Annotated in this window: 12 protein-coding genes; 6 read left to right on the top strand and 6 right to left on the bottom strand. The window is 69.6% G+C overall.

Features of this window, described 5'->3' with window-relative positions:
- Positions 1–9: 9 nt before the first annotated feature.
- The 5 genes from xylB to ACK4IU_RS01065 all read right to left on the bottom strand — a co-directional run bounded on the left by xylB (position 10) and on the right by ACK4IU_RS01065 (position 5,697).
- Complete coding sequence (xylB, locus tag ACK4IU_RS01045; protein WP_409730766.1) at positions 10–1,458, bottom strand: xylulokinase; 1,449 nt, start codon at positions 1,456–1,458, stop codon at positions 10–12.
- Positions 1,458–2,426 (bottom strand): sugar-binding transcriptional regulator, encoded by a 969-nt coding sequence (locus ACK4IU_RS01050; RefSeq protein ID WP_409730768.1) that lies wholly within the window; start codon positions 2,424–2,426, stop codon positions 1,458–1,460. The genes xylB and ACK4IU_RS01050 overlap by 1 nt, the downstream gene beginning before the upstream one ends.
- Positions 2,427–2,433: 7 nt before the next feature.
- Positions 2,434–3,261 carry a carbohydrate ABC transporter permease gene (locus ACK4IU_RS01055; protein WP_409730770.1) on the bottom strand — a complete coding sequence of 276 codons (828 nt, stop codon included), beginning with the start codon at positions 3,259–3,261 and terminating at the stop codon, positions 2,434–2,436.
- 114 nt (positions 3,262–3,375) lie between these two features.
- Positions 3,376–4,254, bottom strand: a complete 879-nt coding sequence (locus tag ACK4IU_RS01060; protein ID WP_409730772.1) for a carbohydrate ABC transporter permease — start codon at positions 4,252–4,254, stop codon at positions 3,376–3,378.
- A 102-nt stretch (positions 4,255–4,356) separates the two neighbouring features.
- On the bottom strand, positions 4,357–5,697 hold the full coding sequence (locus tag ACK4IU_RS01065; protein WP_409730774.1) for an ABC transporter substrate-binding protein: 1,341 nt from the start codon (positions 5,695–5,697) through the stop codon (positions 4,357–4,359).
- A gap of 139 nt (positions 5,698–5,836) precedes the next feature.
- Between ACK4IU_RS01065 and ACK4IU_RS01070 the strand changes: the two genes are divergently transcribed.
- The 5 genes from ACK4IU_RS01070 to ACK4IU_RS01090 are packed head-to-tail and all read left to right on the top strand — an operon-like array spanning position 5,837 to position 10,494.
- A complete protein-coding gene (locus ACK4IU_RS01070; protein WP_409730776.1) occupies positions 5,837–6,898 on the top strand; it encodes an ABC transporter ATP-binding protein in 1,062 nt (353 codons plus the stop codon).
- Positions 6,895–8,238, top strand: a complete 1,344-nt coding sequence (locus tag ACK4IU_RS01075; protein ID WP_409730778.1) for a sn-glycerol-1-phosphate dehydrogenase — start codon at positions 6,895–6,897, stop codon at positions 8,236–8,238. The genes ACK4IU_RS01070 and ACK4IU_RS01075 overlap by 4 nt, the downstream gene beginning before the upstream one ends.
- A complete protein-coding gene (locus tag ACK4IU_RS01080; RefSeq protein ID WP_409730780.1) occupies positions 8,235–8,795 on the top strand; it encodes an SIS domain-containing protein in 561 nt (186 codons plus the stop codon). The genes ACK4IU_RS01075 and ACK4IU_RS01080 overlap by 4 nt, the downstream gene beginning before the upstream one ends.
- 3 nt (positions 8,796–8,798) lie before the next feature.
- Positions 8,799–9,566, top strand: coding sequence for an SDR family NAD(P)-dependent oxidoreductase (locus ACK4IU_RS01085; protein WP_409730782.1), 768 nt, complete (start codon positions 8,799–8,801; stop codon positions 9,564–9,566).
- The gene (locus tag ACK4IU_RS01090; protein ID WP_409730784.1) at positions 9,559–10,494 is read left to right on the top strand and encodes an HAD-IIA family hydrolase; all 936 of its coding nucleotides are present in this window, start codon (positions 9,559–9,561) and stop codon (positions 10,492–10,494) included. The genes ACK4IU_RS01085 and ACK4IU_RS01090 overlap by 8 nt, the downstream gene beginning before the upstream one ends.
- Positions 10,495–10,503: 9 nt before the next feature.
- Here ACK4IU_RS01090 and ACK4IU_RS01095 read toward each other — a convergent pair whose 3' ends face one another.
- Positions 10,504–11,382 carry a PfkB family carbohydrate kinase gene (locus ACK4IU_RS01095; RefSeq protein ID WP_409730937.1) on the bottom strand — a complete coding sequence of 293 codons (879 nt, stop codon included), beginning with the start codon at positions 11,380–11,382 and terminating at the stop codon, positions 10,504–10,506.
- Between the two features lie 121 nt (positions 11,383–11,503).
- Between ACK4IU_RS01095 and ACK4IU_RS01100 the strand changes: the two genes are divergently transcribed.
- Positions 11,504–12,349 (top strand): amidohydrolase family protein, encoded by an 846-nt coding sequence (locus ACK4IU_RS01100; protein ID WP_409730786.1) that lies wholly within the window; start codon positions 11,504–11,506, stop codon positions 12,347–12,349.
- Positions 12,350–12,502 lie beyond the last annotated feature (153 nt).

Raw genomic sequence — 12,502 nt, forward strand, 5'->3', positions numbered from 1 at the left:
AGGGTGGGGTCAGAAGCCCATCAGCCCGGCCATCCGCGCCCGGCGCGGGGCAAGCGCGGCGGCGAGTGCGGGGTCGGGTGCGACCTCGCGGCGGGCGGGGACAGGGTCCGACAGGATCCCGACCGGCGCCCCGGCCGCGACGGCAGCCAGCCGCGCCGCCCCGCGCGGGCCGGCCATGTCGGCGCCCTCGATCAGGGCCAGCGGACGGCCCAGAACGCTCGCCAGCAGGCGCAGCCACAGCGCACTGCGGGTGCCGCCGCCGACCACGGTGAACCGCTCGGGCCTCACCCCCACCTCCTCCTGCGCGGCGATGCAGTCGGCGAACTGGAAGGCCACGCCCTCCATCGTCGCATAGGCCAGCATCGCCGGCGTGACGCCCGGATGCAGCCCCGCCATGCGCCCCGTCAGGTCGGGGCGGTTCAGCGGCGTGCGGATGCCGGTCAGGCAGGGCAGGAACACCGGCGCGGCCTCGATGTCCCGGGCCGCGAACTCCGTGGCCTCGGCGTCCAGATCGGGCACGGCGCGCCCGGTGATCTGGCCCACCCAGTCGAGGCTCGCTGTCGCCGACATCACCACGCCCATCGACAGGAACACCCCCGGCACGACATGGGCCGAGGTCAGGATCGCGCGCCGAGGCCCCGGATGGAAGGCGGCATCCACCACGCAGGCCACGCCCGAGGTGCCAATGGTCAGCACCGCATCCCCCGGCCGCGCCCCGCCCGCGCCGAGCGTCGATCCCATGTTGTCCCCCGCGCCTGCCGCCACCACGACCGGCCCCGCCATCCCCCAGCGGGCCAGAAGCTCGGGCCGCAGCCGCCCCGCCTCGGCCCAGCTGTCCAGCACCGGGGGCAGATATGCCGGATCCCAGCCGGCAGCGGCGCAGAGTTCGGGGTCCCAACGGCCCGAGGCCACGTCCAGCAGCTGCGTCCCGCCCGCATCCGACGGCTCGGTCGCGACCTCGCCGGTCAGGGCAAGCCGGACGTAATCCTTGGTCAGCATCAGCATCCGCGCGCGGTCCATCAGGTCCGGCTCGTGCTTTCTCAGCCACATGAGTTTTGGCGCGGTGATGCCGGGGTCGGGCGTGCCGTTGGTGCGCCGGCCGATGTCGGGAACGGCGGCCAGCAGCTCGGCGCATTCCGCGATCGCGCGCTGGTCGTTCCACAGCATCGCCGGGCGCAGGGGGCGCAGGGCCTCATCCAGGATCAGCGCCGCCAGCATCTGCCCCGACAGCCCGATTCCCCTCACCGCCGCCATCTCGCGCGGGGCCTCGGCCGCCAGCCGGTCGAGACAGGCGAACACCGTCGAGACCCAGAGATCGGCGTCCTGCTCGGAATGGCCCACCTGCGGTCGGCTCACCGCCACCGGTTCCGCCGCCACCGCGACGACGCGGGCGAGATCCTCGATCAGCACCGCCTTGATGCCGGAGGTGCCGAGGTCGATGCCGACATGCAGCGCCATCAGCCGCGCTCCAGCAAGGCGCGGGCCGTCGCCTCGTCGGTGACAAGGGTGTTGACCACCCCGCGTTTCAGGATCGCCCGGACGATCGGCACCTTGTGCGGTCCTCCGGCGGCAAGGATGACGTTGGGGATCGGCCCGAGATCCTCGAGCCCGATGCCGATGACGCGCTCGTTGATCGGATGGTCGATGGGCTGCCCCTCTGCGTCGATCACCACGCCCAGCACGTCGCCCACAGCCCCCAGGGCGCGCAGGTCCTCCATCGTCACGTCGCCGGGCAATCCGTCGCGCATCAGAAGCGAGGCCTTCGAGATGTCGCCCGCCGCCATTGCCAGTGCATCGACGCTCCGCAGCTTTTCCAGCACCTCGCGGAACACGTCGAGTTGCATGATCGTGTCGCGGCTTTCCCGGCTCCCGGCATAAAGCGGCGCAGTGAAATAGCTGTGCTGGGCGCCCACCAGGTCGGCGAGGCGGGTGGTGATCTCGAAACTGTTCAGGTCCGATCCCCGCGTCAGGCCGCCCATGACGCTGATGATCTCGAGGTCGGGACGTTCCATCGCCGCGACAAAGCGGGTGGCGATGTTCAGCGTCCCGCCCCAGGACATGCCGAAAAGCCGCACGCCCGGGTCGGCCAGAACCTCGGACAGAACGTTCCCCAGCGCCGCGCCGGTGATCATCTGCACATCGCGCGGGTCCATCGGCGCCGGGGCGACATAGGCCTGCCGCAGCCCGAACCGGGCGCGCAGCGCGGCTTCCAGTTCCGCGCAGGCGGCAAAGGCGGTGTTGAAGGTGATGCGCACAAGGCCCCGCGCGGTGGCCTCGGCGAGCGCCTTGTTCACCCGCAACCTGGTCGCGCCCAGCTTTTCGGCCACCTTCTCCTGCGTCAGCCCCTCGACATGGTAGGCCCAGGCCACCTGCGCCAGGAACCGCTCTTCAGTGTCGATCTGCGGAAGCTTCGGTGCGCGCGCCATGGATGCCCTATTTCACGGCCCCCATCGTCAGGCCCCGGACAAGGTGTTTCGACGCCAGCAGCGCAAAGATCAAGACCGGGACCACGATCAGCGTCGAGGTCGCCATGATCTTTCCGTAGGGCACGTCGTAGCCCTCCATGAAGGTCACGGCCATCGCTGGCGCAGTCTTGGCGACCTTGGGGGCCAGGATGTAGGCGAACAGAAGCTCGTTCCACGAGAAGATGAACGACAGGATCGAGCTGACCGCGACGCCCGGCATGGCCAGCGGCAGGCAGATCGACCGGAAGATGCGCCACTGGCTTGCGCCTTCCAGCATGGCGGCCTCGTCCAGTTCCTTCGGGATGCCGCGGAACTGGTCGGTGCAGATCCAGATCACGATGGGCAGGGTGAAGGTCAGATACATCAGGATCAGCGCGATATGGGTGTCGCGCAGGCCGGTCTGGCGGGCGATCAGGAAGACGGGGAAGGCCAGCACGACGGGCGACACGAAGCGGTTGGTGATGAACCAGAACCACAGGTCGGTCTTGCCGCGGAAATTGAACCGCGCCAGCGCATAGGCGGCGGGCGTGCCGAGGCCAACGGCCAGCGCCGTGGTGCAGACCGCGACGATGATGGAGTTGACGAGGGCGGGGCCGACCTTGTCGACGAAAAGGACCTCCCAGTAGTTCGCGAGCGTCGGCGTGAACCACCATACCGGCGGGGACTCCAGGGCGACGACCTGGGTCTTCAGGCTGGTCGTGACCATCCAGTAGAAGGGAAAGACGCAGAAAAGGCCGATGAGAAGGAGAAGGGCGCCTTCGGCCCAGAGGGATCGGCGCTGGACGGGGGCAGCCATCAGCGTTCCTCCTTGTAGGGCTCATCGCTTCCTTGCGGTCGCTCTTCGCAGGGGCGGCACAGCGAAGAGCGACCGGAGGAGAGCGATGAGCGGCGGTTCGAAGCTGCGGCCATGTCAGCGGACCTCGCGGTAGAAGAGGCGGATGTAGGTGCGGGCCAGCACGATGGTGATCGCGAGCATGATGATCGACTGCGCCGCGGCCATGCCGATGTCGAACTGGCGGTTGCCCACGCGCTCGATCAGGACGGCGATGAACTCGGTGGCCGATCCCGGCCCGCCGCGGGTCATGGTGAAGGGCATGTCGAACAGCTTCAGCGTATCGGCGGTGCGCAGGATGAGGACGGCAACAAGGCTGGGGACCAGGAACGGAAGCTGGACAAAGCGCAGGACGGTCCAGTTGGATTTCGTCTCCAGCTTCGCGGCCTCCTCGATTTCCGGCGGGACGGTGGACAGGCCGGCGAGAAGGACCAGCGCGACGAAGGGCGTCCATTGCCAGATGTCCCACAGCACGACCGCGATGAACGCATTTGTAGGGTCGCCGATGAAATTGATCGCATCGACGCCGATCCAGCCCAGCATCTGGTTCACGACGCCGTATTTCTGGTTCAACATCACCTGCGCCAGCAGCCCGACCACGGCATAGGTCGTGGCCATGGGCAGGACGAGGCTCAGCCGCGTCAGCGTCTTCCAGAAGCCGAGGCCCGGCCGGTGCAGGACCAGCGCAATGACAAGGCCCAGGAGGATCTCGATGGGCACGGCGATGACGAACAGAAGCGCCGTGCGTCCCATCGCCTGCCAGAAGACCGGGTCGGTCAGCACCGCCGCGTAATTGTCGAGCCCGACAAAGCGCTGCTGCGCAAGCTTGGTCAGGTTGAAGTAGTGCAGACTTTTCCAGACCGCATAGAGAAGCGGCGCGATGCCCACCAGCGCCAAGGCCGCGACGGCGGGGCCGAGGAAGGCTGCAACGGTGCGCCGGGGCACGCGGAAGGTCATCGGGTTCCTCGATTCGGTCCTGGGGGGATCAGGCCCCCGCCACGCGGACGGGGGCCTGGAATGCCCGAAGGCATGTCTCCTGGGAGGAGATCACAAGGCGGCTTACTGCGCCAAGGGCTTCTTGCCGTCGTAGTAGCCGGCCTCGGCAAGGACGGCTTCCATCTTTTCGCCGATCATCCTGGCGCCGTCCTCGATGCTGACCTCGCCCAGCATCATCTTGGTGCCCCATTCCTGCACGATCTCGGTGATCGCGGGCCATTCGGCAAAGCGCGGACGGAACTCGGGCACGCCTTCCTGCCACGACTCCACCAGGGCCGGGATGAACTTGAACTTCTCGGCCAGCGCCGGATCGGCATAGGCCGAAGCGCGCGCGGGCACGCCGCCCATCTCGAGATACTGGCCGGCCTTGGCCTTCGAGGTCACCCACTGGATGAAGAGCCAGCCCGCGGCCTTTTCATTGTCGTCGGCTTGGGCGGCCACCGCCAGCGAGAAGCCGCCCAGTGCCGGTTTCCGACCAGCCGGCCCCTTGGGTTCCGGAGCGATTTCAACGCAGTCCGCGACCTTCGAGGTCTCGGGGCTGACCACGGTCGAGTAGAAGGCCGACCATTCGGTAATCATTGCCACATCCCCTTGGGCGAAGGCGTTCACCGTCTCGGCATGGTCATAGGCGACGATGCCCGAGGGCATGAACTTCATCAGGTCCTGACGGAACTTCAGGCCCGCCTGGCTTTCCGGCGAGTTCAGGTTCGACTTGAACTCGGCATTCAGGAAAGACCCGCCGAAGGGCCAGAGGAAGCGCGCGAAGCTGTCGGCCGACTGGGTCTCGTTGCGCTTGGATTGCAGTGCATAGGCATACTTGCCGTCCTTGGTCAGGGCGGGGCCGTAGGTGTCCATCATCTCCTGCCAGGTGGCCGGCGGCTTGTCGAAGCCGGCGTCGGCAAGCATGCAGCGGTTCCAGAACAGAAGGCCCGAGTAGTTGTCGAAGGGCAGCCCGTAGTTCACCCCGTTCCACGACCCGAAGGCGTTCAACACCAGCGGGAAGAAGTCGGCCATGTCCAGTTCGGGATCGGCGAGGTCGGGGTTGTTGATGAAGGTCTCGGAGGGGACCAGCCAGCCGTTCTCGGCGAAGTTGCCGATCCAGACGAGGTCGATCAGCGCGATGTCGAGGTCGCCCCCGGCCACGAAGTCGCGCACCTGTTCGCCCAGCGCGTTCTCGTAGGGCACGGTGGTGTAGTTGACCTTGATGCCCGTGGCCGCCTCGAATTCCGGCAGCATCTTGATCGCGGCGTTGTAGCCCGGACGATCCAGGAACAGGACTTCCAGCTCGGTCCCGGCATAGGGCTTGGCGGCCTCTTCCAGCGACCAGGCCTGCGCCGCGCCGGCAAGGCCGGCCAGCGACGCGGACGCCAGCGCAAGGGCGCTGACATGCGACTTGAGTTTCATGGTTTCCTCCCTCAGGGTTCAGCGTTGCAGAGTTGACTTCCATTTGTAACGCTGCACATATAAATGTATCGAAGCCGGGGCGAGTCAACCGGAAAATTGCGGTCAGCGCCGGTGGATCGGCGCAAGGGAAGGGGGCGCCATGGCTGAGGTCAGGCTGTCGGGCGTGAACAAGTTCTACGGCAGCGCGCAGGCGCTGCACGATGTGTCGCTGACCATCGCGGATGGCGAATTCGCGGTCTTCGTCGGGCCTTCGGGCTGCGGCAAGTCCACGCTTCTGCGCTCGATCGCGGGGCTGGAGGAAATCAGCGGGGGCACCATTCACATCGGCGACCGCGACGTGACCCGCGCCGCGCCGTCCGACCGCGACGTGGCCATGGTCTTCCAGTCCTATGCGCTCTATCCGCACATGACGGTGCGCGAGAACATGGATTTCGGGATGAAGGTCAACAACTTCCCCGAAGCGGACCGCAAGCGCCGCATTGCCGAGGCCGCGCGCATCCTGCAACTGGAACCCTATCTCGACCGCAAGCCCGGCCAGTTGTCGGGCGGCCAGCGCCAGCGCGTCGCCATCGGGCGCGCCATCGTGAAGGAGCCGAAGGTCTTCCTCTTCGACGAGCCCCTGTCGAACCTCGACGCAAAGCTGCGCGTCCAGATGCGGGTGGAACTCGAGGCGCTGCACAGCGACCTCAAGGCCACGATGATCTATGTCACCCACGACCAGGTCGAGGCGATGACCATGGCCGACAAGATCGTGGTGCTGAACGCAGGGAAGATCGAACAGGTCGGCGCGCCGATGGAGCTTTACAATCGTCCCGCCTCGGAATTCGTCGCCGGGTTCATCGGGGCGCCGTCGATGAACTTCCTGACCGTCGATCTGCGCGACGGGCAGGCGCTTGTGGACGGCAAACCCCTTGGCGCCGCACCTTCGGGGACGGTGAAGCTGGGGATCCGGCCCGAGCATCTGGTCCTGCGCCCGGCAGGGCAGGGGCAATTGCCCGCCACCGTGTCCCTGACGGAGACGCTGGGCGGCGACGCCTACCTTTATGTCCGGCTTCCGGGCGGGCAGACGCTGGTCGCCCGGGCCGAGGGCGACACCACGCTGGACCATGGCGCCGAGATCGGCCTCGACCTTCCGCCGCATCGCCTGCACCATTTCGCCGCCGACGGGCGGACGCTTGCCTCGGGCGGGGTGACGGCATGAGCGGGCCGGACCTGATCCGGGAAGCGGTGGCGCGGTCGGCCAATGTGGCCGAGGTGGTGATCGGACGCGGCGTGCTGGCCGAGGCGGGCAGGCTTTACGCCCGGCATTTCTCGGGCCCCGTGGTGCTGATGGCCGACGACCGCGGCTGGGGCGCGGCGGGGGAGACCGTGGAGGCGGCTTTTGCCGCCGTAGGCATCGCGACGCGCCGCCATGTCATCCCGGCCATCCCGCGCCCCAAGCCCACGGTGGACCTGGCCGATTCGCTCCGCGCCGTGCTGCGGCCGGGCGAGACGCCCATCGCCATCGGCTCGGGCGTGATGAACGACGTGGTGAAACACGCGGCCTTCACCGCCGGCATCCCCTACATGTGCGTGGCCACGGCGGCCAGCATGGACGGCTACACCTCGGCCGGCGCGCCGCTGTCGGAGAAGGGGTTCAAGAAGACCATCCCCTGCCGTCCGGCGAAGGTCTTGCTCGCCGACCTCGACGTGATCGCCGCCGCCCCGCCCGAGATGACGGGCTGGGGCTATGGCGACCTTGCCGGCAAGGTTCCGGCGGGGGGCGACTGGATCATTGCCGATGCGCTGGGGATCGAGCCCATCGACGATGTCGCCTGGCCCATGGTGCAGGGCGGCCTCGAAGGCTGGCTCTCGCAGCCCGACCGGATCGCCGCCGGCGACCGTGCGGCGGTGGAGGGCCTCTTCCTCGGCCTGACGCTGGTCGGGCTGGCGATGGAGGCGCACGGCTCCTCCCGCCCCGCCTCCGGGGCCGACCACCAGATCGCGCATCTGTGGGAAATGGACGACCTGCACCACAACGGCGAGCGGGTCAGCCACGGCGCCTGCGTCGCGGTCGGCGCGATGGCGGCCTTGCGCATGTTCGACTGGCTGCTGACGCGCGACCTTGCCGCGCGCGACCCCGCCCGCCGGGCGGCCGAAGCCCCCGACCTTGCCGCCAAGGAAGCCGAGATCCGCGCCCGCTTCGGCCCGGGCGAGATCGCCGAACGCGCCATCGCCGAGACCCGCGCCAAGCATGTCGAGGGGGCTGCTTTGCAGGCCCGGCTGACCCGTCTTGCCGCCGTCTGGCCCGATCTTCAGGCCCGGCTGCGTGCCCGGCTCTGGCCCGCCGCCCGCATGGCCGACCATCTGGCCCGCGCCGGCGCCCCGGTCGAGGCGGCGGACATCGGCGTTGATCCGGCCTATCTGCACCGCACGATCCTGAAGGCCCGCTTCCTGCGCAGCCGCTATACCGTGCTCGACCTGCTGGACGAGGTCGGGCTTCTGGATCAGGCTGCCCTGGCGGCCCTGCCGCAGACCCTGCAATCGAAGGTGGGCACATGACGCTTTCCGACCTTGCCACCCGCGCCGCGGGGGAAATCCGCGATGCCGTGGCCGCCATCGACCCGGCCGCGTTGCAGGGGATGGTGGAGGACCTGTCCCACGCCCGCCGCGTCGTCTGCTATGGCGTCGGGCGCGAGGGGCTGATGATGCGGGCGCTTGCCATGCGGCTTTACCACATGGGCCTCGATGCGCATGTGGTGGGCGACATGTCCTGCCCGCCGGTCGGCCCCGGAGACCTGCTTGTCGTCAGCGCCGGTCCAGGGGGCTTTTCGACGGTGGACGGCCTGATCGGCGTCGCGCGCAAGGCGGGCGCGCGGGTGGCCTGCGTGACCGCGCAGGCCCACGGCAGCGCGCCGCAGGCGGCCGACCGCGTGTTCCTGATCCCCGCGCAGACCATGGCGAACGACCAGGGGGCTGCGGCGACCTCGGTCCTGCCGATGGGGTCGCTGTTCGAGGGCGCGCAGTATCTGGCCTTCGAGCTTCTGATCCTTGCGCTCCGCGACCGTCTCGGCGTCACGCCCGAGGCGATGCGCGCGCGTCATACCAATCTGGAGTGACCGATGGGCTGGCAGGACCGCTTTTCGCTGACCGGGCGCAAGGCGCTGATCACCGGGGCCTCCAGGGGCATCGGGGCCGAGATCGCCCGCGTCTTCGCCGAGGCCGGCGCCGACATCGTGGCGCTGGGCCGCGATGCGGCCGACCTTGCCGCCACCGCCGAGACGGTCCGCGCCCATGGCCGGCGCTGTCTGACCCTGACGGCCGAGATGGAAAGCCCGACCGAGCCTGTCGAAGCCTGCCAGCGCGCGCTGTCCGAATGGGGCACCATAGACATCCTGGTGAACTCGGCCGGGATCGCCCATGTCGCCCCGGCGGTGGACTTCCCGACCGAGGCCTGGGACCGGATGATGGCTGTCAACCTCCGCGCGCCCTTCCTGACGGCGCGGACGCTGGCGCCTGCGATGATCGCGCAGAGGTGGGGGAAGGTCATCAACATCTCTTCCCAGACCGGGGTGATCGCGCTGGATGACCACGCGGCCTATGCGGCCTCCAAAGGGGGGCTGAACGCGCTGACCAAATCGCTCTGCGCGGAATGGGCGCGGTTCAACGTGCAGGTCAACGCGATCTGCCCGACCGTGGTGATGACGCCCATGGGGATCGAGGTCTGGGGCAAGCCGGAAAAGGGCGACCCCTTCCGCAACGCCACCCCCGCCCGCCGCTTTGCCGAGCCGGTGGAGGTGGCGGACGCGGCCCTTTACCTCGCCTCGGACGCCTCGGCCATGGTCAACGGCGCGCTTCTGATGGTGGAAGGCGGGTTCACCAGTGTCTGAGGTTTCCCTCGACGCCGGTCCGGGGGACATGCTCTCCGACGCGGCCTCGGCCTTCGCGCGGTATGAGGCGATCCGCCACCGCCTGCCCGCCGCCCGCTATCCCGCCCGGTCGCTGCACCTGCCCTCGCTGGAAGGGGTGGCCGACCAGGTGGACGGGTTCCTTCTGGATGCCTTCGGCGTCCTCAACGTGGGCGAGACCGCGATCCCCGGTGCGGTGGCGCGGATGGCCAGCCTTCGCCGGCGCGGCAAACGGCTGGCGGTGCTGACCAATGCCGCCAGCTACACGCGCGCGCAACTCCTCGCCAAGTATCACCGCCTGGGCTTCGACTTCACGGCGGATGAAGTCGTGGCCTCGCGCGATGTCGCCGTGGCGCGGCTTCAGGCGATCGCCCCCGGCGCCACCTGGGCCGCCATCGCTGCCGAGGGCGACACGTTCGCCGACATCCCCGCACGCCTTGTGGATGCCCTGTCCGACCCCGCCGCCTTCGACCGGGCCGATGCGGTCCTGTTCCTCTCTACCGCCCGCTGGACGCCGGCGCTGCAACGCCGCCTGACCCTGGCGCTCGACCGCAACCCGCGCCCCCTGGTCATCGCCAACCCCGACCTCGTCGCCCCACGCGAAGGCGGGCTGACGCTGGAGCCGGGGCTCTTCGGCCACGAGCTTCTGGACACCCTGCCGGGGCTGGAAGTGCACTGGTTCGGCAAACCCTTCCCCGAGGCCTTCGCCGAAGGCATCGCCCGCACCGGCCTTGCGCCCGACCGGCTGGCGATGGTGGGCGACACGCTGCACACCGATGTGCTGGGCGGCGCGGCAGCAGGCTGCCGCAGCGTGCTTGTCACCGATCACGGCCTCTTTGCCGGCCGCGACACCGCGCCCTACATCGCCGCCGCGGGGATCGTGCCGGATTTCATCGTGCCCGGCCCCTGAGCCCGTCGCTCAGCTCGGCGCCTGCCCGCCGACATGCCGCGCGGCGGCCAGCGAGGCCGCGCCCGCCGCCGCGCGCAGGTCCAGCCCGCGCACCAGCCCGGCGGCAAGCGTGCCGATGAAGGCGTCGCCCGCCCCGTGGCTGGAGACAGCCCGCACCTTCTCGGCCGGCAGCGCGAACCCCGCACCCCCCTCGGCCGCCGCCAGGCCCAGACTGCCCGCGGTGACGATCACCGCCGGAAACCGCTGCGCCAGCCACCCGGCCGCCGCGCGCGCGTCCTCCAGCGACCGGACGGCGCCCGCGCCCATCATCTCGGCCTCGACGGCGTTCACCACCAGCAGATCGACCAGCCCCGCCAGATCCGCCGACAGCTCCCGCGCCGGGGCGGCGTTCAGCAGGCAGCGCACACCCCGGACCCGCGCCTCGCGCGCCGCCGCCAGGTTCAGCGCCTCGGAAACCTCGTTCTGCAGGATCAGCAGGCCAACGTCCCGCCACAGATCGGGCGCGGCCAGCGCCGCCGGATCGGCCTTCAGGTTCGCGCCCGAGACGATGGTCGCGGCATAGTCGCCCTGCGCGTCGAGGATCGCCACGCTCATCCCCGATCCCACGCCGGGCAGGGTCTGCACGAAGCGGTCCTCCACCCCGCCCGCCCGCAACCCCTGTCGCAGGAAGGCGCCGAAGCCGTCATCCCCCACCGCGCCGAACATCCGGCAGGGGGCCCCGGCGCGGGCCACCGCCACCGCCTGATTGCCGCCCTTGCCGCCGAACTTGGGATACCAGCGCCGCCCGACCGCCGTCTCGTCGCGGCGGGGCAGGTGGTCGGCCTCGACCATGATGTCATGGTGCAGGCTGCCGACGACAAGGATGGTCGGCAAGGTCTCGGGAGGCATGGTCACGGACAGGCTCCTTCGGGCTTTGGCCGCAGGTTACGGCGCGCGCCGCGCCGCGCAACTGTTGCCTGGCCTGCGCCCCGGTGTAGCATGCCGCCACCCGCCCTTGCACGAGGCCCCAATGCCCGACTTTCCGATCATCGACAGCCACCTGCATCTCTGGGATCCCCGGCGGCTCAGCTATCCCTGGCTCAAGGGCCTGCCGCTCGACCGGCCCTTCCTGCCCGCCGATTTCCTGGCGACGAGCGATGGGGTGGACATCGAGGCGCTCGTGTTCCTCGAATGCGCCGCCGCCCCGGAGCAGACCTTTGCCGAGGCAGAGGCGGTGCTGGGCTGGGCGGAGGAAGAGCCGCGCATCGCCGCCATGGTCTGCAATGCCGCGCTGGAACGGGGCGACGCGGTGCGGGGCGATCTCGAACGGCTGGCGGCCACCCCGAAGGTGCGCGGCATCCGCCGGATCTACCAGGACGAACCCGATCCCGCCTTCTGCCTGCGCCCCGATTTCGTCACCGGGGTCCGGGCGCTGGCCGATTACGGCCTGTCCTTCGACCTCTGCCTCAAACATCCCCAGCTGCCCTCGACCATCGGCCTGGTCGATGCCTGCCCGAACGTGCCGATGGTTGTGGACCACATCGCCAAGCCCGGCATCGCGGCGGGCCTGATTCAGCCCTGGGCCGACCAGCTGCGCGAGCTTGCCCGGCGCGAGCACCTGGTCTGCAAGCTCTCCGGGGTCGCTACCGAGGCCGCCGCCGACTGGACGCCGGAAACGCTGCGCCCCTACATGGAGGTCGCGCTGGAGGCTTTCGGCCCCTCGCGGCTCATGTTCGGCGGCGACTGGCCGGTGGCGACGCTGGCCATCGGCTACCACGACTGGGTGGCGCTGGTGGACGAGGTGACGGCAGACCTGTCCGAGACCGAACGGCGGCAGATCTTCCGCGACACAGCGCGGGCCTTCTACCGGCTGTAGGGTCCATCGGACCTTGACAGAAGCACGGCAAATCCGCTGTCCCGCCCGTGGGAACCACGGGCAGCGCCCGACCGCCCCCCCCCCCGGGGGGGGGGGGGGGGGGGGGGGGGGGGGGGGGGGGGGGGGGGGGGGGGGGCCGCGGGGCCGGGGCGC

Origin of the sequence: Tabrizicola flagellatus (assembly GCF_046295235.1) — a bacterium.
Taxonomy (GTDB): domain Bacteria; phylum Pseudomonadota; class Alphaproteobacteria; order Rhodobacterales; family Rhodobacteraceae; genus Tabrizicola; species Tabrizicola flagellata_A.